Source organism: Streptomyces sp. NPDC001599 (genome assembly GCF_042893535.1).
In the GTDB taxonomy this organism is placed as follows: domain Bacteria; phylum Actinomycetota; class Actinomycetes; order Streptomycetales; family Streptomycetaceae; genus Streptomyces.
This window is the reverse complement of record NZ_JBIAVA010000020.1, coordinates 36,400-55,850: the sequence shown is the minus strand read 5'-3', so window position 1 is coordinate 55,850 and position 19,451 is coordinate 36,400. Positions and strand designations below refer to the sequence as shown.

The window sequence follows — 19,451 nt, the reverse complement described above, 5'->3', positions numbered from 1 at the left end:
TCAGGGCTCGACGACGGTCTCCTGCGCGGCCGCCGTCTCCTCGGCCATCAGCCGGGCGTCCACCGGAACGTTCCGCTTCACCAGGGCGAGGGCGACCGGGCCCAGCTCGTGGTGGCGCGCGGACGTGGTGATGAAACCGATCTTCCGGCCGTCGGGCCCGTCGTCCGCGAGGCGGATCTCCGCCCCGTTCGGCGGCAGGTGGACCTCGCTGCCGTCCAGGTGCAGGAAGACCAGCCGGCGCGGCGGCTTGCCGAGGTTCTGCACCCGGGCGACGGTCTCCTGCCCGCGGTAGCAGCCCTTCTGGAGGTGTACGGCCGTGCCGATCCAGCCCAGCTCGTGCGGAATGGTCCGGTGGTCGGTCTCGAAGCCGAGGCGCGGACGGTGCTGCTCGACCCGCAGCGCCTCGTGGGCCAGGATCCCGGCCGGGGGCCCGGCCCGGTCGGCGAACGCCTCCAGCTCCTCCCGCGGCAGGAAGAGGTCACGCCCGTACGGCGTCTCGCGGACGACGGCGGAGTCGGGGGCCTGGGCGATCGAACCGGCCGGCAGGTGCACGAGGGCGGTGTCGGCGGTGCGGTCGGCGACCTCGACCCGGTAGAAGAACTTCATCGACTCCAGGTAGGCGATCAGCGCCTCCTGGCTGCCGGGCTCGACGTGGGCCCAGACGGTCGTGCCGTCGTCGACGAGGTACAGCGCGTGTTCGATGTGGCCGTTCGCGGAGAGGATCAGCGCCTCGGTGGCCTGGCCGGTCGGCAGGTCGCTGACGTGCTGGGTGAGCAGCAGGTGCAGCCAGCTCAGCCGGTCGTCGCCCGTGACGGTGAGGACACCGCGGTGGGAGAGGTCGACGAAGCCGGTGCCGTCGGCGAGGGCACGCTGCTCGCGGAACAGGTCGCCGTAGTGGGCGGCGACGCCTTCGTCCACGCCCTCGGCGGGAACGGCGCCGGGCAGGGACAGCAGGGGGCTCTTCATACGCCCAGCCTACGACTCGCTTACGAGTCGGTAGTTGAACCCTTCAGGGAACAGCTCTCGCACCGGCCGAAGATCGCGAAGTGCTTCATGTCGGTGTCGAAGCCGAACTGCTCGCGCAGCTTGGCGGTGAAGTCGGCGGCCACCGACAGATCGGCCTCGATCACGTTGGTGCAGTCCCGGCAGACCAGGTGGATGTGGTGGTGCCGGTCGGCCAGGTGGTAGGTGGGCGCACCGTGCCCGAGGTGGGCGTGGCTGACCAGCCCCAGCTCCTCAAGCAGCTCCAGCGTGCGGTACACCGTGGAGATGTTGATCCCCGACGCCGTCTTGCGCACCTGGCCGAGGATGTCGTCCGGGGTCGCATGCTCCAGCGTGTCGACGGCTTCGAGCACCAGCTGCCGCTGGGGCGTCAGCCGATAGCCGCGCTGCCTGAGGTCGCTCTTCCAGTCGGTGCTCACCACACCACGAGTCTAGGACTACTTGAAGAAAGCGATCCCGTCGTCCGGCATGTCGTCCGGCAGGGCCTTGGCCCAGCGCTCGACGTCCTCCGGGGTGACGACCTTCTTCAGGTGCGCCGACATGTACGGGCGCAGCTCGACCTCGGGGGTCTGCTTCTCGCCGACCCACATCAGGTCGCTCTTGACGTAGCCGTACAGCCGCTTGCCGCCGGTGTAGGGCTGGGAGGCCGCCGTGCGGGCCACCGCGTCCGTGACCAGGTCGATCTGGGGCTTCTGGTCGGCCAGCTCGCCGTACCAGATCTCGATGACGCCGTCGTCGCGGGTCATCGTCACCTCGACCTTGCGGTTGGCGTCGACGCGCCAGAAGCCGTGCTCGGACTCCAGCGGGCGGACCTTGTTGCCGTCGTTGTCCAGCACCCAGGTGTGGGACTGGTACTCCAGGAAGTCCCGGCCGTCGTGGGTGAAGGAGACCTCCTGGCCGAAGTTGCACTTCTCGGCACCGGGGAAGTCGTGCACGCCCGCGCCGGCCCAGTCACCCAGCAGGAAGACGAGGGGGACGAGGTCCTTGTGCAGGTCGGACGGGATCTCGATCATGAGCGGTACTTCCTGGCGTCGGTGATCAGCGCTGGCCCTGGTACAGCTTCTTCACGGTCAGACCGGCGAAGGCGAGAACGCCGACGCAGACCAGGACCAGCAGGGCTTCGAAGAAGATCTCCACGGGGTGCTCCTTGAGCGGGGGGCATAAACAGGGCCGGCCTCAGCTTACGCGGCCCGCCCCGCCTCTTCTCGCCGGACTCCGTCCAGGAAGGCGGCCCAGGCGGGGGCGGCAAACAGGAGGGCTCCGCGAGCGGGGTCCTTGCTGTCCCGGACGGGGACGAGGGAGGGGAGGTTGGGGGCGACCTCGACGCAGTTGCCGCCGTCCTGGTTGCTGTAGCTGCTCTTGCGCCAGTCGGCGGCACGGAGGAGATCGTCGGAGACCTCGACGCACTCGCCGCCGTCCTGGTTGCTGTAGCTGCTCTTGCGCCAGGTGATCGTGCTCAGATCGATGGCTCGCATGGCGCTTCCTCCAGCATCCGCTCGATGAACCTCCGCGATTCGCCCGGGGACAGGGCCGCATCGCGCACTCGATCGTATCGGAGCTGAAGCTGGTCGACTGCCGTTGTTTCCTGGACCAGTTCGCCCGAGTAGCCGGTCTCGACCCAGGCGACGATCCGACCCGCGCCGTGCAGAAACATCGTGTGGGTGTTGGTCAGCGCGTGCAGGCCCGCCGACCAGAGGATCACCTGGACGCTGATGTTGGGGCGCTCCCCCATCGCGACGAGATGGCGCAATTGCGCATGCCACTCAGCCGTGCTCCGCAGCGAACTGTGCAGCACCGTCTCCGAGAGGATGGCGCGGAACTGCGGCCCGCCCTCGGCCAGCAGCGGTTCACGGCGACCCATGCGCGCCGCCACCTGCTTGTCCAGCTCAACGCCCGTCAGTCCGCCCTGGCTGAGCAGCTCCGCCGCGTACTCCGGCGTCTGGAGCAGGCTCGGCACGATGCTCGGCGAGTACTGCCACATGCTCACCGCCTCGGCCTCCAGGACCATGTACCGCCGGTACCGCTCCTTGAACTGCGTGGGATCGGCCACCGCCAGCTCCCACAGCGTGAGCAGCATGCCGCCCGTGCCGTAGTACTGGTCCAGCGCCTCCACGATCTCCGGGCCGCCCAGCGTATGGCCGTGCTCCATCTTCCCGAACTGGGACGCGTCCCAGCCCACCGCCTCCGCGACGCCCCGCAGGGACACGCCCCGCCCGTTGCGCAGCAGCCGCAGCTCCTCCGCGAACCGTGCCCTCGGTTCCTGACTGCGACCCGTGATCGCCCTCCGCTGCGGCACCGCACCCCTCCCGGCTGTGGAATTTGTGGAATTTGGAGCGCCCCTTGTGGCACTAGCGGCCGTTCCGGGCTTGGCGACCCCCGCCGTGGGTCATGCTCGTACTGCCCACCACTACGCAGAGTAGGGCAACTGTCGCATTCCGTATAGATGTTGACGTAAGGGAGCGGACCCGTGAGAACAGAACCGGCCACCTACGAGCCCGGCACCGTGCTCTACGACACCGCCGCCGCGAAGGTCGGTGAGTACCGGGGCCGCAGCGGAGCGCGCGTGCTGCTCCGGCCGCTCGGCGGCGGCCGGGAGTGGGAGGCGGAGCCGCCCGTACTGCGCCCGGCGACCGACCGCGAGCGCCTCGGGGCGAGCCTGCGCGCCGCGAACGACCGCACCCTCGCCACGCCCCCGGCCCCTGCCGAGCTGGAGCGGCCGCCGCTGCCGGTGCCGGACTGCGAGGCCTGCGCCTGGCTGGCCGACCGGCGGGAGACCGCACGCGCGGCGTTCGACCACAGCGCGGTGACGGACGCGAACGTCCTGCTGCGCCAGCACCAGCGCAAGGAGCACGAGGGATGACGTACGACGGCGGACTGCCCTACGAGGAGTGCCGGCGGGCGCAGCGGCTCGCGCCGCGGCGGGACCGCGCTCCCCTCTCCCCCGGCTTCGCGATGCCGCCCTTCCATCCGGGCCACCCGCCGAGGCCCGCACCGAAGCACAAGGCCCGGCCCCGGCGGCGGGCCAGGCTGGACGGTGCCACGGTCAGCGGCCTGCTCACCGTCCTGTGCGTGGCCACGCTGCTGGTGACGATCACCTTCGCGGTCTGACGCCGCCCGCGAGGGCTACGCTTCCGGCATGGCGAAGAAGCTCGTGATCAAGGTGACGGCGGGGGCCGATGCCCCGGAGCGCTGCTCGCAGGCGTTCACCGTGGCGGCGGTGGCGGTGGCCAGTGGGGTCGACGTGTCGCTGTGGCTGACCGGTGAGTCCGCGTGGTTCGCGGTGCCGGGGCGTGCGGCCGAGTTCGAGCTGCCGCACGCCGCGCCGCTGCCCGACCTGCTGGACTCGCTCCTGGCGGGCGGCCGGGTGACGCTGTGCACCCAGTGCGCGGCCCGCCGCGACCTCACCGAGAAGGACGTCATCGAGGGCGTGCGGATCGCGGGCGCGCAGGTCTTCGTGCAGGAGGCCCTGGCCGACGACACGCAGGCCCTCGTCTACTGAGCCGCTGCGCCACCAGGTGGTGTCCGCGCCCACAGGCAGAAGGGGTGCCCGGAAGGGTCGAGCAGGACGCGTACGTCCTCCTGAGGCTGGTGGGCGGCGAGCCGGGCGCCCTCAGCCACGGCCCGTGCGGTCTCCGCCGCCAGGTCGTCGACCTCAATGTCGAGGTGCAGCATCATCTGCTGGTCGCCCGGACGCCGGGCCGGCCAGACGGGCGGCACGTATGCCGACTCCGTCTCGAAGGCAAGCGACGTGCCCTCGGTCCCGGGCGGCGGGCCGATGAGCACCCAGTGCGGCTCCTCGGCACGCACCACGTAGCCCAGCAGCCGCAGGTAGAAGCCGGCGAGTTCACGGGCGTCGTGCGCGTCCAGTACGACGGTGGACAGCTTCGTCGGGGACATGCCCGCCATCCTGCCCGGCCACCGGACGCCGAACCACGAGGCTCCCGCTCAGTGCGGGCGCTTCTTGCCGTCCAGTTCGTCCCACCACTCGTCGGACTGGGCGTCGCCCGACGGGTCGTCCCACCAGCGGTCGTCCGGGCCGCGCCGGTTGGCGACCATCGCGGCCACCGGGGGGATGAGCATCGTGAACACGCACAGGCCGACGGCCGCCGGGACGGACCAGAGGCGCACGACTCCCCAGGCCAGGACGAAGAGGACGATGCAGGTCCCCATCATGGCGAAGTAGACGTGCCGCCGCCGCGCGTACATGCCTCCAGAGTAGGTCCGGACACGCCGTCCGGACACGCCGAAGGGGCCGCATCCCAGGCGTCCAACCCGGTGGGTGCGGCCCCTCGGCCGTCGCGCGCCGCGCGCGCTGTGCTGCCTGCCGTCAGACGGCGATCGCGACCTCCGCGAGGCCGCCGTGCTGGGCCACGACCGTGCGGTCGGCGGTGCCGCCCGGGACGAGCGCGCGCAGGGTCCAGGTGCCCTCGGCCGCGTAGAAGCGGAACTGGCCCGTCGCGGAGGTCGGGACCTCCGCCGTGAACTCGCCGGTGGCGTCCAGCAGACGGACGTAGCCCGTCACCGGCTCGCCGTCGCGGGTCACCTGACCCTGGATGGTGGTCTCACCGGGCTTGATCGTCGAGGCGTCGGGGCCGCCGACCTTCGCTCCGCACATGTCGTACTCCTGAGGGGTTGAGAGGGGGCGGGCTTACTTGTTGGCGCCGAGCTCGATCGGCACGCCGACCAGGGAGCCGTACTCGGTCCAGGAGCCGTCGTAGTTCTTGACGTTCTCCACGCCCAGCAGCTCGTGCAGGACGAACCAGGTCAGGGCCGAGCGCTCACCGATGCGGCAGTAGGCGATGGTGTCCTTCGCCAGGTCGACCTGCTCGTCGGTGTAGAGCTGCTTCAGCTCGTCGTCCGACTTGAAGGTGCCGTCGTCGTTGGCGTTCTTCGACCACGGGATGTTGCGGGCGGACGGGACGTGGCCCGGACGCTGCGACTGCTCCTGCGGGAGGTGGGCCGGGGCGAGCAGCTTGCCGGAGAACTCGTCGGGCGAGCGGACGTCGACCAGGTTCTGCGCGCCGATCGCCTTGACGACGTCGTCGCGGAAGGCGCGGATCGCGGTGTTCTGCGGCTTGGCCTTGTAGTCGGTGGCGGCGCGCTGGGGCACCTCGTCGCCGGGGACCAGCTCGCGGGCGTCCAGCTCCCACTTCTTGCGGCCGCCGTCGAGGAGCTTGACGTTCTCGTGGCCGTAGAGCTTGAAGTACCAGTAGGCGTACGACGCGAACCAGTTGTTGTTGCCGCCGTAGAGGACCACCAGCGTGTCGTTGGCGATGCCCTTGGCCGACAGGAGCTTCTCGAAGCCCTCCTGGTCGACGAAGTCGCGGCGGACCGGGTCCTGGAGGTCCTGGGTCCAGTCGATCCGGATCGCGTTCTTGATGTGGTTCTTCTCGTAGGCGGACGTGTCCTCGTCCACCTCGACGATCGCGATGTCGGTGTCGTCCAGGTGGTCCTGCAGCCAGTCGGCGTCGACCAGGACGTCGCTGCGACTCATGTTTTCTCCTCCGGGGCAGGTGCGGCGGGGCGTGCGGTGAGAGGGGGTGCGCGCTCGGGCCGTGCCGCGGCGCGCGCGGGTGCCCACGACGGTGCGGGGCGGGGATGAGGGGGACACGGACGGCGACGTCGCCGCCCGCCTCAGAAGGAGCGACAGAGCATGGCGGCAACGCGGCACAGGTCCACTGCCCGCCGCTTCGTGAGGTCCGCCTGTCGCTTCATAAGTCCCGATCGTAGGGATTGAGGGCGGGCCGTGTCACCGATGTGTCGCATGATGAGACGCGATCGTCCGAAGTGTGGGATCGGGAGCCTCGTCGTCTTGCCCCGGAGAGGTGGCGGGGCGCACGCCGGCGTCGCCGCATCTACGGTACGGACAGCGCCGTCTCGCCTGTCGGACACGGGCGTCGCCGGTCCCCGCGGCACCGGCCTTCGTCCTACCCGGCCAGCTTGACGTTCGAACCCTTCACCGTGATCTCGACGCCGTCCTTCGCCGCCTCGACCTTGTCCAGCTTGATGCCGCCCGGCAGCTCGTCGATGGTCTGCTGGAAGTCCGTGATGGCCCGGATCCGGGACTCGGCGAGCTGCTTGCCACCGATCTCCGGCAGGCCGTCGGCGACGACCTCGACGTCGTCGTCCTTGACCTTGACCGAGCTGAGCACCTCGACCGGCTCGGGCACCTCGACACCGAGGACCGTGGCCCGCAGCGACACCTTGATCTTTCCGTTGCCGCCGTCGGAGAGGCCGATGACCCTGGCGTCGACGCCGGGCGCGATCTGCGTGGGCTCGGACTTGGTGGCCTTCATCAGCTCGTCGTAGCCGACGGTCGCGGTGCCGGTGGCGGTGGCCGCGGTGGCGGAGCTGTAGTCGCCGGAGAACTCGACGCCCTCCATGTGCGCGCGCAGCTCGGCGATGCGGATCTTCTCGCCGCCGTTGCCGGTGGACGCCTCGTAGTCGTCGATGCCGACCTCCACGTCGTCCAGGGAACCGCCGGCGACCTGGGTGAGGAAGGGGAAGCCGTTGATGGAGACGTCCGGCGTCGAGGCGAGGTTCTCGGTGCTGCGCAGCTTGTCCGCGGCCTCGTCCTCGGCGAAGTTGACGGCGACACGGTCGGCGATCACGAAGAGGCCGCCCAGGATCACGACGACGATCAACAGTATTCGCAGTGCTCGCATGCGGTGTTTCCCCAACCCTGGACGCCAGACGGCGGCGGACCCGACGACCGGCGGCCGTCCAGCGCGAGCGTAACGCGGGCAGGTGGCACCCCCCGGATTTTGTCGAACAGCTGTGACAGGGGATGCCGCCACCCGTGACAGGGGGCGCCGCCCGACTCAGGCCAGGGCCCGGCCCAGGAGGTACACGGCCGGGGCCGCCGCAGCGAGGGGCAGGGCCACGCCCGCCGTGAAGTGGACGAAGCGCGAGGGGTAGTCGTAGGCCGCCACCCGCAGGCCGATCAGCGCGCAGACCGCCGCGCCCGCGCCGAGCAGCGCGCCCGACGCCCCGAAGTCCGTCATCGAACCGGCCGCGATCCCCGCCCCGGCCGCCGCGAGCAGCGCGACGACCACGGATGCCGGGGTCGGCAGCGGCAGCGCGCGGGCCACGGCCGCCACCGCCACCGCGATGCCGCCGACCGTCACCGCGTCCGCGTCGGCGGCGAGGTACCCGCCCGCGACGACGGCCAGGGCCGCCGCGGCGATGGTCGCCATCAGGCCGTACATCCGCTCGTCCGGGTCGGCGTGCGAGCGCAGTTGCAGGACGAGGGAGAGCAGCACCCACACGCCGAGCGTGCCGAGGATCGCCGCCGGGGAACGGTCCGACACCAGCAGCGCCGCGTCGGCGGCGAGCGCGCCCAGGAAGCCCAGCGCGATGCCCTGCCGGGCGGGCCACATGCCGTTCAGCCGGAACCAGCCCGCCGCGGTGACCGCCTGGAGGACGACGAGCGGGACGAGGAGGGCGTACGTGCCGAGCGCCGCCGCGCCGGACAGCAGCAGCCCGAGCAGCGCGGTGAGACCGGCCGGCTGCATGCCCGGGTCGATGATCGGCGAACGCCCCTCGGCCCGGGCCCGCTGCGCGTCGGTGATCCGCGTGTTCCCGGCGACGGTCGCGGGACCGTAACCCGGATCGCCGGAGGTGGAAGGGGCAGGGGCCGGGGCGGGAGTGGGCGCGGGCGCGACGGGCGCGTACGGCTCGGGCGAAGGCTGGGGCTGAGGCGCGTACGGCTGGGGCTGGGGCTGTCCGTACCCCTGCGACGCGTACGGCTGCGGCTGCGGCTGCGGCTGCGCGGTGTGCGGCGGCAGGTACGCCGTCTCCTCCGCGGAGACCGGCGGCTGGATCTGCGTCTCCCAGGTCTGCCCCTGCCACTGCTGCGTGTACTGGCCGGCGTTCGGGTCCGGCTGCTGCTCCCCGTACCCCTGGTACCCCTGGTACGACTGGTCCGGCTGCTGCCCGGGCCATGCCTGGGCGTCGTACCCCTCGTACTGCTGATTCGGGTCGTACTGCTGGTACGGCTGATGCGGCTGGTCGGTCATCGCTCACCCTCCTGCGAACGGCGGGAGCACCTCGACCGTGCCGCCCTCGGCCAGCCGTACCGTCTCATGCCCGCGGGTGCCCACGGGGTCGCCGTCGACGAGGAACGAGCAGCGCAGCAGCACGCGCGTGAGTTCGCCGGGGTGCCGCTCGCGCACCGCGCCGAGCGCGTCGGCGAGCGTCGCCGCGTCGTACGGCTCCTCGGCCACCCCCGCCGCGGCCTTCGCGGCGGCCCAGTAGCGCACCGTGACCTTTGCCATCTCGTTCCTTCGTCGTCGGCGATGAACAAGCTCAGGCTAGCCCGCCCGCGCCACCGCCCAGTCGCCGATGCGGTGCAGCAGCGCCTCGTCCGAGGCGTTCTCGGCGTGGCCCATGCCGGGCTCCAGCCAGAGTTCGCCGTGGTCACCGGCGGCCTCGGCCAGCATCCGGGGGTGGTCGAGGGGGAAGTAGCCGTCCCGGTCGCCGTGCACGACGAGCAGCGGCGTCGGCGCGATCCGTGCCACCGCCTCCACCGGCGACAGCGGCACCGGGTCCCAGTCCCGGTGGTGGATCCGGGTGCGCAGGCCGTAGCGGCCCACCAGGCGCCCGGCGGGGCGCATGACCAGCCAGTGCAGCCGGCGCATGGGTGCCGTGCCCCGGTAGTACCAGCGGGCGGGGGAGCTGACCGACACGACGGCGTCCGTGCCCGCCGCGTCGTCGTCGGCGTACAGCGCGGCGTGCCGCAGGACCACCGAGCCGCCCATGGAGAAGCCGACGGTCACCACGCGCGCGTGCCCGAAACCGCGCGCCCACGCGACCGCCGCGGCCAGGTCGAGCACTTCCCGGTCCCCGACCGTGGACCGTCCCCCGGAGGCTCCGTGGCCCCGGAAGGAGAACGTGACCACGGCACCGTGCCGCGCGAACGCCGCCGCGATCCGCCGCACGTGGGGCCGGTCGGCGTCGCCCGTGAACCCGTGCGCGACGACGAACACCAGGTCAGCAGGGTCGCGACCGCCCGGTCCCGGCTCGTACACGGCGTCGATGAGGACACCGTCGGCCGTACGGAGGAAGGTGCGTGCGGGCGTGCGGCGCGGCGCTTCCCGGGGCGTCTCGGGATGCGGACGATTGGCTGGACCACGGGTGGAACGCGCCACATGACCCGGCGGTCGGTTGCTCATGTCGGCTATTCTGCTGGGCAGAGGACTCGGGCAACGTAGCCCCCGGGTCCTTTTGTGCTTTCGGGAGCGATGCCGGGCGGGCGCCCGGCGTTCACCTCCCGGACGCCACCAGTAAGAAGCAGTGCCGCAAACGTCCTCGCAGGGACCCAGGAGGAACCAGACGTTATGGGCGAGCGAACCGGGCACGACCACAAACCGTCCCCCCAGGCAGGTGGGGCGCGATGAGTTCTCTGCTGCTCCTGACCAACGCCCTCCAGCCGTCGACGGAGGTGCTTCCCGCCCTCGGCCTGCTGCTGCACAACGTACGCGTCGCCCCCGCCGAGGGCCCCGCCCTCGTCGACACCCCCGGCGCCGACGTCATCCTCGTCGACGGCCGCCGCGACCTCCCCCAGATCCGCAGCCTGTGCCAGTTGCTGCGCTCGACGGGCCTCAGCTGTCCGCTGGTCCTCATCGTCACCGAGGGCGGTCTCGCCGCCGTCACCGCCGACTGGGGCATCGACGACGTACTCCTCGACACCGCCGGTCCGGCGGAGGTCGAGGCGCGGCTGCGGCTGGCCACGGGCCGCCAGCAGCTCGGCGGCCACGACTCCCCCATGGAGATCCGCAACGGCGACCTGTCGGTGGACGAGGCGACGTACTCCGCCAAGCTGAAGGGCCGGGTCCTGGACCTGACCTTCAAGGAGTTCGAGCTGCTGAAGTACCTCGCCCAGCACCCCGGCCGCGTGTTCACCCGCGCGCAGCTGCTCCAGGAGGTGTGGGGGTACGACTACTTCGGCGGCACCCGCACGGTCGACGTGCACGTACGGCGATTGCGCGCCAAGCTCGGCCCCGAGCACGAGTCGCTGATCGGCACCGTCCGCAACGTCGGCTACCGCTTCGTGACGCCGGAGAAGCCCGAGAAGGGCGAGAAGGCCGAGAAGGCTGGGAAAACCGAGAAGACCGAGAAGGCCGAGGAGCCCGACAAGGCGGCCGCCGAGAAGAACGAGGCGGCGCACGCAAGGTCATCCAAGGTGTGATACGCCCTGCCCGGGGCGGGTCCATCCGCGTAGACTCCGCGCGTGGCCAAGGTGACTCGGGATGATGTGGCGCGACTGGCGGGGACTTCCACCGCCGTCGTCAGCTACGTCATCAACAACGGACCCCGGCCGGTCGCCCCGGCCACGCGCGAGCGTGTCCTCGCCGCGATCAAGGAACTGGGGTACCGCCCGGACCGGGTCGCCCAGGCGATGGCGTCGCGGCGCACGGACCTCATAGGCCTGATCGTGCCGGATGCGCGCCAGCCGTTCTTCGCGGAGATGGCGCACGCGGTCGAGTGGGCCGCCTCCGAGCGCGGCAAAATGGTGCTCGTCGGCAACAGCGACTACGTCGGCGAGCGCGAGGTCCACTACCTGCGCGCCTTCCTCGGCATGCGGGTGTCCGGCCTGATCCTGGTCAGCCACGCGCTGAACGACAACGCCGCCGCCGAGATCGACGCCTGGGACGCCCGGGTGGTCCTGCTGCACGAGCGCCCCGAGGCCATCGACGACGTCGCCGTCGTCACCGACGACCTGGGCGGCGCCCAGCTCGCCGTACGCCACCTGCTGGAGCACGGGTACGAGTACGTCGCCTGCATGGGCGGCACCGCCGAGACGCCGTCCGTCGGCGACCCGGTCTCCGACCACGTCGAGGGCTGGAAGCGCGCGATGAAGGAGGCCGGGCTCTCCACCGAGGGCCGGCTCTTCGAAGCGCCGTACAACCGCTACGACGCGTACCGCGTAGGCCTTGAGCTGCTCTCCGGACCGAAGCGCCCGCCCGCGATCTTCTGCTCCACCGACGACCAGGCGATCGGCCTGCTGCGCGCGGCCCGCGAGCTGCGCATCGACGTCCCCGGCGAGCTGGCGGTGGCCGGGTTCGACGACATCAAGGAGGCGGATCTCGCCGACCCGCCGCTGACGACGGTCGCCTCGGACCGGTCGGCGATGGCGCGGGCCGCCGTGGATCTGGTCCTGGACGACGGCCTGCGGGTGGCGGGCTCCCGCCGCGAGCGGCTGAAGGTGTTCCCGTCGCAGCTGGTCGTACGGCAGTCCTGCGGCTGCGCGTAGGACACCGCCCCGACGTCCTCCTCCCTCCTCCCCCCGACGCCTGCGCCCCGACGTCTTTATATCGGGCATACGAGGTTCTGCCGGGCTTCTCAGGCAGCACTCAGGCGGCTCTCATCCGCGGGCGGGAAGCTCATGGACATGACCGAGAGCCTCCGCCACAACGGCGAGTACGAGCACGCGAACCCGTACCAGGGAACCCCCCAGCACGCCTCCTCTCCCGTCAACCCGGAGTGGCCGCCCCCGCCCGCGCAGCCGCCCGGGAACCACCCCGCGCAGCCCCTGCCCGAGCCGCCGCACGGCGGGCGCCCGGCCCGGCGGCGCGGCCCCGCCGCCCTGCTGGTGGCCGTGGCGATCGTCGCGGCGGCCGTCGGCGGCGGCACGGCGTACGGCATCCAGGAGCTGACCGGCAGCGACACCGTCGCCTCCAGCTCGACCAGCACCAACGTGGTGCCCTCCAGTCAGAAGGGCACGGTCTCCGGCGTCGCGAAGGCGGTCAGCCCGAGCATCGTCGAGATCAACGCCACCTCGAACGCCGGGTCCTCCACCGGTTCCGGCGTGATCATCACCGACGACGGCGAGATCATCACCAACAACCACGTCGTCGCCGGTGCCTCCTCCGTCAAGGTGACGACGAACGACGGCAAGCAGTACACCGCCGAGGTCGTCGGCACCGACAGCAAGAAGGACCTCGCGCTGATCAAGCTGGAGAACGCCTCCGGCCTGAAGGCCGCCACCCTCGGCGACTCCGACGGCATCGGGGTCGGCGACCAGGTCGTCGCCATCGGCTCCCCCGAGGGCCTGACCGGCACCGTGACCAGCGGCATCGTCTCCGCCCTCGACCGGGACGTGACCGTCTCGACGGACGAGGGGCAGCAGCAACAGCAGCAGCGGCAGGGCGGCCAGTGGCCGTTCGAGTTCGGCGGGCAGCAGTTCAACGGCGACACCGGCTCGTCCACGACGACGTACAAGGCGATCCAGACCGACGCCTCCCTCAACCCGGGCAACTCCGGCGGCGCGCTGATCGACATGAACGGCAACATCATCGGCATCAACTCCGCGATGTACTCGGCGACCGAGTCCTCCGCGAGCGCGGGCAGCGTGGGCCTCGGCTTCGCCATCCCGATCAACACGGTCAAGGCCGACCTGCCCGAGCTGCGGGCGGGCGCGAGCAACTGAGCGGGCGCGAAGACGTGCGACGCTGAAGGCGTCGACACCACGGTTGACTCCCGTACCCGTACCCGTACCCGACCGCACCCGAGGACCCGAGCCCATGAGCCCCGCAGACGCCGACCGCGACCGCGAGATCCAGCGCATCCTGATCGTCGACGACGAGCCGGCGGTCCGCGAAGCCCTCCAGCGCAGCCTCGCCTTCGAGGGGTACGACACCGAGGTCGCCGTCGACGGCGCCGACGCGCTGGAGAAGGCGGCGGCCTACCGGCCCGACCTCGTCGTCCTGGACATCCAGATGCCCCGCATGGACGGCCTGACCGCCGCCCGCCGCATCCGCGGCGCGGGCGACCTGACCCCCATCCTGATGCTGACCGCCCGCGACACGGTCGGCGACCGGGTGACCGGCCTGGACGCGGGAGCGGACGACTACCTGGTCAAGCCGTTCGAGCTGGACGAGCTGTTCGCCCGCATCCGCGCGCTGCTGCGCCGCAGCTCCTACGCGGCGGCGGTGGAGGCGACCGCCGAGGACGACGACACCCTCACCTTCGCCGACCTGACCATGGACCTGGCGACCCGGGAGGTCACGCGGGCCGGACGACCGGTGGAACTGACCCGCACGGAGTTCACCCTGCTGGAGATGTTCATGGCGCACCCGCGCCAGGTCCTCACCCGGGAGCAGATCCTGAAGGCCGTCTGGGGCTTCGACTTCGAGCCGTCGTCGAACTCCCTCGACGTGTACGTCATGTACCTGCGCCGCAAGACCGAGGCGGGCGGCGAGCCGCGCCTCGTGCACACCGTCCGCGGCGTCGGCTACGTCCTGCGGCAGGGCGGCGCCGAGTGACAGGTCTCGTCCGCCGGGTCCGCGCCCTGCCCATCCGGGCGCGGCTGTCGCTGCTGGTGGCGGCGGCGGTGGCGTTCGCGGTGGCGGCGGCGGCGGTCGCCTGCTGGTTCGTGGTCAAGAGCGTGCTGGTCAGCTCGCTGGACGAGGCCCTCAAGGCGAACCGGATGACCAAGCAGCAGGTGAGCCAGTACGTCAACCTGCGCACCGGCGCGTGCGCCCACGACCCGGTCACGCACGAACAGAACCCCTTCGGCTCGTCCGTACAGCTCGTGGACGGCACGGGCGGGAGCTGCCTCATCATCGGCACCCAGGAGGTGCCGCTCAGCGACGCCGACCACGCCGTGGCCGAGGGCGAGTCCACCGACGCGTTGCACGACGCCACGGGGGCCGACGGTGCCCAGTACCGCGTCTACACCTACAGCGTGCTGCCCGAGCTGGGCGTGGCCGTCTCCGCCGCCCGGCCGCTGGGCGAGGTGAACCGCTCCCTCAACGACCTCGCGCTGGTGCTCGTGATCGTCGCGGGCGCGGGTGTCGTCGGCGCCGGCGCCGCCGGGCTGTGGGTGGCGCGCACCGGACTGCGCCCCGTCGACGATCTGACCCGGGCCGTCGAACACGTCGCCCGCACCGAGGACCTCACCGTCCGCATCCCCGTCGCGGACGACAGCGACGACGAGATCGCCCGCCTGTCCCGGTCCTTCAACAGCATGACCTCGTCCCTGGCCAGCTCCCGCGACCTCCAGCAGCAGCTCATCGCCGACGCGGGCCACGAACTGCGCACCCCGCTCACCTCTCTGCGCACCAACATCGAGCTGCTCACCCGCAGCGAGGAGACGGGCCGCCCGATCCCGGAGGCCGACCGCAAGGCGCTGCTCGCCTCGGTGAAGGCCCAGATGACGGAACTGGCGGCGCTCATCGGCGACCTCCAGGAACTCTCCCGCCCCGACACCGGCCAGCACGAGGGCCGCACCCGCATCCTCGCCTGGCACGACGTCGTCGGGTCGGCGCTGCGCCGCGCCCGGCTGCGCGGCCCGGAGCTGGTGATCGACGCGGACGTCCGCCCCTGGTACGTACGGGCCGAACCGGCCGCGCTGGAACGCGCGGTCGTCAACGTGCTCGACAACGCGGTGAAGTTCAGCCCGGAGGGCGGCACGATCGACGTGCGCCTCACCGACGGCGTGCTGACGGTCCGCGACCACGGGCCCGGCATCCCCGCCGACGAACTCCCCCACGTCTTCGACCGCTTCTGGCGCTCCCCGAGCGCCCGCGCCCTGCCCGGCTCGGGCTTGGGCCTGTCCATCGTGGCGCGGACGGTGCAGCAGGCGGGCGGCACGGTGGGCCTGACCCGGGCCGAGGGCGGCGGCACCACCGCCACGATCCGTCTGCCGGGGGCGCCGGTGCCGCCGCCGGAGGGAGACCTCAGGCAGGCAGCCGAAGATCGATGACGAAGCCGATCTCGACGACCTGACCGGGCAGGGTCAGCTCGGTCACGCCCAGGACCGTGGCGGCCGGGCGGTGCTCGCCGAAGTACGCCAGGTTGCCCCGCGCCGCCGCGGCGGCGTGCCGCCGCAGGTCCACCACGTACTGGGTCTGCGACACGATCTGGTTGCGGGTGGCTCCGTAGTGGTCGAGGACCCGGTCCATGTTGGCGTGCGTGCGCCGGAGCTGGGCGGCGAAGTCGCCCCCGTCGGGGAACTCGCCCGCCTCGTCGAACGCGAGCTGCCCGGAGACGTGGACCAGCTCGCCCGACCTGATCGCCTGGGAGTAACCGAAGTCGTCCTCGGCCGGCACGTCGAAGCGGAAGACATCGTGGGTGGTCATGGTGCTCGCCCTTCCGGTTCACTCTCTTGTGGTTACTCGGGAACTGTAGGAGAGTGAAGGCCGACCTGGAAGAACGCACTTTTCGGTGACTGGGGAACCTGATGGTGACCAAGCAACTGCTCAACGGCCTGCCCGAGGACGCGGACCTGCGGCGCGCGGACTCCCTGGCGCGGGAGATCTTCTCGGACGTCGCCAACAAGTGGGCGCTCCTGATCATCGAGGCGCTCGGCGAGCGCACCCTGCGCTTCAGCGAGGTGCGCGGCGAGGTCGAGGGCATCAGCCACAAGATGCTCACCCAGAACCTGCGGATGCTGGAGCGCAACGGCCTGGTGGACCGCACGGTGCATCCGACCGTGCCGCCGAAGGTCGAGTACACCCTCACCGAGCCGGGCCGCGCCCTGCGCGCCACGGTCGACGCGATCTGCGACTGGACCCAGCGCCACCTCGGCCACATCGAGGGAGCACGGGAGCGGTTCGACACCTGAGCGGCGTCAGTAGTAGCCGAGCATGCCTGGCGAGTCGATGTCGACAGTGACGACACCGGGCGGATACGCGTCCTCCCGGTCCGTGAGGAGGATGGACATGCCGGTGAACTCGGCGCGCGGTAGCGCGCAGTACAGGGCGTGACAGGTGTCGGCGCCTCCGTAGCCGTCGCGGATCATGGTCCCGACAGTGACCGATCCGGCCGTGTCCAGGTCGTCGACGACCACTGACGAGAACGCCAGGACCCTGCCGCCCGCCCCGGCCTCCTCCGACTCCGCCTGCATGAGGCACAGGGCGGGGACACGCAGCAGGTCGCCAGGCGTACGGGCCATGTTCCCCGCGAGCAGGTTCAGCGTCTTGTGGCCGTCCGCGAGGGCACGGGTCGCGCCGGTGTCCAGAATGATCACGCGGCGGCGCCCCGGGCCATGCGGATCTTCTCGGCGGCGATCCGGTAGATGTTGCCGAGTACATCGGGTGCCCGGTCGAACTCCTCGTCGCTGATGTCGACGCCGACGACATCACGGACGACTTGCCGGTCGGCCGCCACCCGCTCCGCGATCTGCTCCGCCGTCGGCTGCTCCGAGGCCAGCTGCTCGACGAGCTGGCCGAGGGTCATGCCCCGCTCCTTGGCGACCTGCGCGAGGTGGTCGCGGGCCCGGCGCGACACCTGAATGGTCGTGTTCTCTGCCATGGCCCCACCATACTCACGCCACAAAGCAGCGAACCGTTTCCGCCGACGCCTGTCACACGAACGTGCTCACGCCGCACCCGCCGCTTGACTTCCGCCCCCGTTCCCTCACGCCAAGGGGCCCGGCACACCCGCGGTCCCTCGACCGTCGGACGTGCCGGGCCCCTGCCCGGAGCAGCCGGCCGTCGCCTACCGCACGACCGTGATCCGGTCCGCCGCCGGGGGCGTGATCGGGGCGGTCGCCGAGGAGTTGGCCGTCAGGTACTGCTCGAAGGCCGCCAGGTCGTCGGCGCCGACGAGTTCGTTCGTGCCCTCGCCCAGGGTCGTGAAGCCGTCGCCGCCGCCCGCGAGGAAGCTGTTGGACGCGACGCGGTAGGTGGCGCTCTCGTCGAGGGGAGCGCCGTTCAGACGGATGGAGTCCGTGACGACACGGTCCGCGCCCGACTTGGTCAGGTCCAGGGTGTAGGTGAGGCCGGAGGAGACCTGGAGGATCTTCGGGGCCGCCTCGTTGGGGCCGCTCACCTGCTCCTTGAGGACCTGGATCAGCTGCGCGCCCGTGTAGTCCTTGAGGTTCACCGTGTTGGCGAAGGGCTGCACCGTGAAGCCCTCGGCGTAGGTGACGACGCCGTCGCCCTCGGCACCGGAGGCCGTGTAGGTGATCGGGGCGCGGATGCCGCCCGGGTTCATCAGCGCCAGGTCGGTCTCCGGGTCCTGGGCCTTGCCGTACGCGAACTGCGCGTCGGCGATCAGGTCGCCCAGCGGGGACTCGGTGCCGTCGCGGTTGATGTCGGCGGAGACGTAGCCGATGGGGCGGTTGCCGATCGGGGCGGCCAGGGTGCTCCACCTGTCGATCAGCCGGGTCATGTCGGGCGCCTTCGGGACGTCCCGCGTCACCACGTGGTTAGCCGACTTCACCGAGGTACGGGCGATGTCACCCGTGCGGCGGTCGTACGTCAGCGTGGTGTCCGTGTACAGGCGGCCGAAGGACGAGGCCGAGGTGACCATGCGCGGGTTGCCCGCGGGGTCGGGGACGGTGCAGACGTACGCGTTGTGGGTGTGGCCGGTGACCAGCGCGTCGACCTGCGGAGTGATGTTCTTGGCGATGTCGACGATCGGGCCGGAGATGCCGTCGCCCGCGCCCGGGGAGTCGCAGTCGTAGTTGTAGGAGGACGAGGCGGGGAAGCCGCCCTCGTGGATGAGCGCGACGATCGACCTCACGCCCTGGCGCTGCAACTCCTTGGCGTACTTGTTGATCGTCTCGACCTCGTCCTTGAACTTCAGGCCCTTCACGCCCTCCGCCGAGACGATGTCCGGGGTGCCCTCCAGGGTCACGCCGATGAAGCCGACCTTGACGCCCTGCTGCTTCCACACCCAGTAGGGCTTGAGGAGGGGCTTCCCGGTCTTCTCGTCCAGGACGTTCGCCGCCAGGTACGGGTACTCGGCGCCCTTGAACTCCTTGTCCGTGTAGCAGCCCTCGGTGGGGTGGCAGCCGCCGTTCTGGAGGCGGGCCAGCTCCTTGGCGCCCTCGTCGAACTCGTGGTTGCCGACGCTCGTCACGTCCAGTTCGAGCTTGTTCAGCGCCTCGACGGTCGGCTCGTCGTGGAAGAGACCGGACAGGAGCGGGGAGGCGCCGACCATGTCGCCGCCCGCGGCGGTGATGGAGTACCGGTTGCCCTTGCGGGCCTCGCGCAGGTGGGTGGCCAGGTACTCCACGCCGCCCGCGTCGATCGTCTTCGTCGTGCCGTCCGGCTGGACCTCGGTGACCCGGCCGGAGGAACCGGCGGGCGGCTCCAGGTTGCCGTGCAGGTCGTTGAAGGAGAGGAGCTGGACGTCCTGGTAGCGGCCGTGACCATGCCCGTGACCATGGCTGCCGTGACCATGACCGCCGTGGCCGCGGTCGTTTCCGCCCGCGCTCGCCGAGGCCGGGAGCGCCGCGGCGGCGAGCGCCCCGGCGGTGACGACGGTGGCGGCGGCGACGAGGAGACGGCTCGTACGGCGTCTGCGACGCGGCTGGTGCGGCTGTGCTGTGGCTGGCATGCGCCCCCCTGTGGGTCTGCGTGGCGCGAACCGCTGAGGAGACGGCTCGTCGGCGCAGCAGCCTAGAGTCAACGCGCGTAGCGCGACAGGGGCTTCCAGGTTACAGCCTGGTTTAACTTCGCCCCCTTCCTCGCCTCCTTCGTCGCCCTCGTCCACTG

General features: G+C 71.3%; 26 protein-coding genes. 9 read left to right on the top strand and 17 right to left on the bottom strand.

The window, feature by feature from the left end; genetic code table 11:
- From ACFYZ3_RS34010 to ACFYZ3_RS33990, 5 genes are all read right to left on the bottom strand, one after another.
- On the bottom strand, positions 1–966 hold the full coding sequence (locus tag ACFYZ3_RS34010) for a YgfZ/GcvT domain-containing protein (RefSeq protein ID WP_388525994.1): 966 nt from the start codon (positions 964–966) through the stop codon (positions 1–3).
- A gap of 20 nt (positions 967–986) precedes the next feature.
- Positions 987–1,424 (bottom strand): Fur family transcriptional regulator, encoded by a 438-nt coding sequence (locus ACFYZ3_RS34005; protein ID WP_007388818.1) that lies wholly within the window; start codon positions 1,422–1,424, stop codon positions 987–989.
- A gap of 15 nt (positions 1,425–1,439) precedes the next feature.
- The gene (locus tag ACFYZ3_RS34000) at positions 1,440–2,015 is read right to left on the bottom strand and encodes an FABP family protein (protein WP_356864747.1); all 576 of its coding nucleotides are present in this window, start codon (positions 2,013–2,015) and stop codon (positions 1,440–1,442) included.
- Positions 2,016–2,183: 168 nt separating this feature from the next.
- Positions 2,184–2,477, bottom strand: a complete 294-nt coding sequence (locus ACFYZ3_RS33995) for a DUF397 domain-containing protein (RefSeq protein ID WP_388525990.1) — start codon at positions 2,475–2,477, stop codon at positions 2,184–2,186.
- Positions 2,459–3,298 (bottom strand): helix-turn-helix domain-containing protein, encoded by an 840-nt coding sequence (locus tag ACFYZ3_RS33990; protein WP_388525987.1) that lies wholly within the window; start codon positions 3,296–3,298, stop codon positions 2,459–2,461. Before ACFYZ3_RS33990 ends, ACFYZ3_RS33995 begins: the two co-directional genes overlap by 19 nt.
- Positions 3,299–3,469: 171 nt before the next feature.
- Here ACFYZ3_RS33990 and ACFYZ3_RS33985 point away from each other — a divergent pair, with 171 nt between their 5' ends.
- Genes ACFYZ3_RS33985 through ACFYZ3_RS33975 form a run of 3 tightly spaced genes read left to right on the top strand, consistent with a single transcriptional unit; the run spans position 3,470 to position 4,501 of the window.
- Positions 3,470–3,862: a hypothetical protein gene (locus ACFYZ3_RS33985; RefSeq protein ID WP_388525984.1), complete on the top strand. Its 393-nt coding sequence runs from the start codon at positions 3,470–3,472 to the stop codon at positions 3,860–3,862.
- Positions 3,859–4,110, top strand: a complete 252-nt coding sequence (locus tag ACFYZ3_RS33980) for a hypothetical protein (RefSeq protein WP_356864743.1) — start codon at positions 3,859–3,861, stop codon at positions 4,108–4,110. The genes ACFYZ3_RS33985 and ACFYZ3_RS33980 overlap by 4 nt, the downstream gene beginning before the upstream one ends.
- Positions 4,111–4,138: 28 nt before the next feature.
- Positions 4,139–4,501, top strand: a complete 363-nt coding sequence (locus ACFYZ3_RS33975; protein ID WP_003974797.1) for a DsrE family protein — start codon at positions 4,139–4,141, stop codon at positions 4,499–4,501.
- On the opposite strand, the gene ACFYZ3_RS33970 is transcribed toward ACFYZ3_RS33975, so the two are convergent.
- The 8 genes from ACFYZ3_RS33970 to ACFYZ3_RS33935 all read right to left on the bottom strand — a co-directional run bounded on the left by ACFYZ3_RS33970 (position 4,495) and on the right by ACFYZ3_RS33935 (position 10,175).
- Positions 4,495–4,899, bottom strand: coding sequence for a VOC family protein (locus ACFYZ3_RS33970; protein WP_388525980.1), 405 nt, complete (start codon positions 4,897–4,899; stop codon positions 4,495–4,497). The genes ACFYZ3_RS33975 and ACFYZ3_RS33970 overlap by 7 nt on opposite strands.
- 48 nt (positions 4,900–4,947) lie before the next feature.
- Entirely contained in the window at positions 4,948–5,208 is a 261-nt protein-coding gene (locus ACFYZ3_RS33965; protein ID WP_388525977.1) for a DUF3099 domain-containing protein, read from the bottom strand.
- Between the two features lie 121 nt (positions 5,209–5,329).
- Complete coding sequence (locus tag ACFYZ3_RS33960; protein ID WP_388525974.1) at positions 5,330–5,617, bottom strand: DUF1416 domain-containing protein; 288 nt, start codon at positions 5,615–5,617, stop codon at positions 5,330–5,332.
- A gap of 33 nt (positions 5,618–5,650) precedes the next feature.
- Positions 5,651–6,496 carry a sulfurtransferase gene (locus ACFYZ3_RS33955; protein WP_087808581.1) on the bottom strand — a complete coding sequence of 282 codons (846 nt, stop codon included), beginning with the start codon at positions 6,494–6,496 and terminating at the stop codon, positions 5,651–5,653.
- Between the two features lie 433 nt (positions 6,497–6,929).
- Positions 6,930–7,667 (bottom strand): DUF2993 domain-containing protein, encoded by a 738-nt coding sequence (locus ACFYZ3_RS33950; RefSeq protein ID WP_388525971.1) that lies wholly within the window; start codon positions 7,665–7,667, stop codon positions 6,930–6,932.
- Between the two features lie 156 nt (positions 7,668–7,823).
- On the bottom strand, positions 7,824–9,020 hold the full coding sequence (locus ACFYZ3_RS33945; protein ID WP_388525969.1) for a hypothetical protein: 1,197 nt from the start codon (positions 9,018–9,020) through the stop codon (positions 7,824–7,826).
- 3 nt (positions 9,021–9,023) lie between these two features.
- Positions 9,024–9,278: a MoaD/ThiS family protein gene (locus ACFYZ3_RS33940; RefSeq protein ID WP_003974810.1), complete on the bottom strand. Its 255-nt coding sequence runs from the start codon at positions 9,276–9,278 to the stop codon at positions 9,024–9,026.
- Positions 9,279–9,314: 36 nt separating this feature from the next.
- Positions 9,315–10,175, bottom strand: coding sequence for an alpha/beta hydrolase (locus ACFYZ3_RS33935; protein WP_388525966.1), 861 nt, complete (start codon positions 10,173–10,175; stop codon positions 9,315–9,317).
- A 221-nt stretch (positions 10,176–10,396) separates the two neighbouring features.
- Here ACFYZ3_RS33935 and glnR point away from each other — a divergent pair, with 221 nt between their 5' ends.
- From glnR to ACFYZ3_RS33910, 5 genes are all read left to right on the top strand, one after another.
- Positions 10,397–11,191, top strand: a complete 795-nt coding sequence (gene glnR / locus ACFYZ3_RS33930) for a two-component system response regulator GlnR (protein WP_388525963.1) — start codon at positions 10,397–10,399, stop codon at positions 11,189–11,191.
- Between the two features lie 42 nt (positions 11,192–11,233).
- Positions 11,234–12,256 carry a LacI family DNA-binding transcriptional regulator gene (locus tag ACFYZ3_RS33925; RefSeq protein ID WP_388525960.1) on the top strand — a complete coding sequence of 341 codons (1,023 nt, stop codon included), beginning with the start codon at positions 11,234–11,236 and terminating at the stop codon, positions 12,254–12,256.
- Positions 12,257–12,394: 138 nt separating this feature from the next.
- Complete coding sequence (locus tag ACFYZ3_RS33920) at positions 12,395–13,432, top strand: S1C family serine protease (protein WP_388525957.1); 1,038 nt, start codon at positions 12,395–12,397, stop codon at positions 13,430–13,432.
- Positions 13,433–13,526: 94 nt separating this feature from the next.
- Entirely contained in the window at positions 13,527–14,267 is a 741-nt protein-coding gene (locus tag ACFYZ3_RS33915) for a response regulator transcription factor (RefSeq protein WP_388525954.1), read from the top strand.
- Complete coding sequence (locus tag ACFYZ3_RS33910; RefSeq protein WP_388525951.1) at positions 14,264–15,709, top strand: sensor histidine kinase; 1,446 nt, start codon at positions 14,264–14,266, stop codon at positions 15,707–15,709. Before ACFYZ3_RS33915 ends, ACFYZ3_RS33910 begins: the two co-directional genes overlap by 4 nt.
- On the opposite strand, the gene ACFYZ3_RS33905 is transcribed toward ACFYZ3_RS33910, so the two are convergent.
- A complete protein-coding gene (locus tag ACFYZ3_RS33905) occupies positions 15,684–16,085 on the bottom strand; it encodes a RidA family protein (protein ID WP_388525948.1) in 402 nt (133 codons plus the stop codon). The two genes, ACFYZ3_RS33910 and ACFYZ3_RS33905, sit on opposite strands and share 26 nt — an antisense overlap.
- A 101-nt stretch (positions 16,086–16,186) precedes the next feature.
- Between ACFYZ3_RS33905 and ACFYZ3_RS33900 the strand changes: the two genes are divergently transcribed.
- On the top strand, positions 16,187–16,570 hold the full coding sequence (locus tag ACFYZ3_RS33900; RefSeq protein ID WP_381770302.1) for a winged helix-turn-helix transcriptional regulator: 384 nt from the start codon (positions 16,187–16,189) through the stop codon (positions 16,568–16,570).
- A gap of 6 nt (positions 16,571–16,576) precedes the next feature.
- Here the strand turns inward: ACFYZ3_RS33900 and ACFYZ3_RS33895 are convergent, their stop codons facing one another.
- The 3 genes from ACFYZ3_RS33895 to ACFYZ3_RS33885 form a co-directional block, all read right to left on the bottom strand.
- The gene (locus ACFYZ3_RS33895; RefSeq protein ID WP_362101057.1) at positions 16,577–16,975 is read right to left on the bottom strand and encodes a hypothetical protein; all 399 of its coding nucleotides are present in this window, start codon (positions 16,973–16,975) and stop codon (positions 16,577–16,579) included.
- Positions 16,972–17,259, bottom strand: coding sequence for a hypothetical protein (locus ACFYZ3_RS33890; protein ID WP_189750244.1), 288 nt, complete (start codon positions 17,257–17,259; stop codon positions 16,972–16,974). The genes ACFYZ3_RS33895 and ACFYZ3_RS33890 overlap by 4 nt, the downstream gene beginning before the upstream one ends.
- 186 nt (positions 17,260–17,445) lie before the next feature.
- On the bottom strand, positions 17,446–19,293 hold the full coding sequence (locus tag ACFYZ3_RS33885; protein ID WP_388525944.1) for a bifunctional metallophosphatase/5'-nucleotidase: 1,848 nt from the start codon (positions 19,291–19,293) through the stop codon (positions 17,446–17,448).
- Between the last annotated feature and the right edge of the window lie 158 nt (positions 19,294–19,451).

Excerpts from the sequence above, each read along its gene's own strand:
- ACFYZ3_RS33900 (WP_381770302.1), top strand. The coding sequence starts at position 16,187 with ATGGTGACCAAGCAACTGCTCAACGGCCTGCCCGAGGACGCGGACCTG.
- ACFYZ3_RS33960 (WP_388525974.1), bottom strand. The coding sequence starts at position 5,617 with ATGTGCGGAGCGAAGGTCGGCGGCCCCGACGCCTCGACGATCAAGCCC.
- ACFYZ3_RS34000 (WP_356864747.1), bottom strand. The coding sequence starts at position 2,015 with ATGATCGAGATCCCGTCCGACCTGCACAAGGACCTCGTCCCCCTCGTC.
- ACFYZ3_RS33945 (WP_388525969.1), bottom strand. The coding sequence starts at position 9,020 with ATGACCGACCAGCCGCATCAGCCGTACCAGCAGTACGACCCGAATCAG.
- ACFYZ3_RS33885 (WP_388525944.1), bottom strand. The coding sequence starts at position 19,293 with ATGCCAGCCACAGCACAGCCGCACCAGCCGCGTCGCAGACGCCGTACG.
- ACFYZ3_RS33935 (WP_388525966.1), bottom strand. The coding sequence starts at position 10,175 with ATGAGCAACCGACCGCCGGGTCATGTGGCGCGTTCCACCCGTGGTCCA.
- ACFYZ3_RS33920 (WP_388525957.1), top strand. The coding sequence starts at position 12,395 with ATGACCGAGAGCCTCCGCCACAACGGCGAGTACGAGCACGCGAACCCG.
- ACFYZ3_RS33955 (WP_087808581.1), bottom strand. The coding sequence starts at position 6,496 with ATGAGTCGCAGCGACGTCCTGGTCGACGCCGACTGGCTGCAGGACCAC.
- ACFYZ3_RS33940 (WP_003974810.1), bottom strand. The coding sequence starts at position 9,278 with ATGGCAAAGGTCACGGTGCGCTACTGGGCCGCCGCGAAGGCCGCGGCG.
- ACFYZ3_RS33950 (WP_388525971.1), bottom strand. The coding sequence starts at position 7,667 with ATGCGAGCACTGCGAATACTGTTGATCGTCGTCGTGATCCTGGGCGGC.
- ACFYZ3_RS33915 (WP_388525954.1), top strand. The coding sequence starts at position 13,527 with ATGAGCCCCGCAGACGCCGACCGCGACCGCGAGATCCAGCGCATCCTG.
- ACFYZ3_RS33970 (WP_388525980.1), bottom strand. The coding sequence starts at position 4,899 with ATGTCCCCGACGAAGCTGTCCACCGTCGTACTGGACGCGCACGACGCC.
- ACFYZ3_RS33890 (WP_189750244.1), bottom strand. The coding sequence starts at position 17,259 with ATGGCAGAGAACACGACCATTCAGGTGTCGCGCCGGGCCCGCGACCAC.
- glnR (WP_388525963.1), top strand. The coding sequence starts at position 10,397 with ATGAGTTCTCTGCTGCTCCTGACCAACGCCCTCCAGCCGTCGACGGAG.
- ACFYZ3_RS33905 (WP_388525948.1), bottom strand. The coding sequence starts at position 16,085 with ATGACCACCCACGATGTCTTCCGCTTCGACGTGCCGGCCGAGGACGAC.
- ACFYZ3_RS33965 (WP_388525977.1), bottom strand. The coding sequence starts at position 5,208 with ATGTACGCGCGGCGGCGGCACGTCTACTTCGCCATGATGGGGACCTGC.
- ACFYZ3_RS33975 (WP_003974797.1), top strand. The coding sequence starts at position 4,139 with ATGGCGAAGAAGCTCGTGATCAAGGTGACGGCGGGGGCCGATGCCCCG.
- ACFYZ3_RS33995 (WP_388525990.1), bottom strand. The coding sequence starts at position 2,477 with ATGCGAGCCATCGATCTGAGCACGATCACCTGGCGCAAGAGCAGCTAC.
- ACFYZ3_RS33980 (WP_356864743.1), top strand. The coding sequence starts at position 3,859 with ATGACGTACGACGGCGGACTGCCCTACGAGGAGTGCCGGCGGGCGCAG.
- ACFYZ3_RS34010 (WP_388525994.1), bottom strand. The coding sequence starts at position 966 with ATGAAGAGCCCCCTGCTGTCCCTGCCCGGCGCCGTTCCCGCCGAGGGC.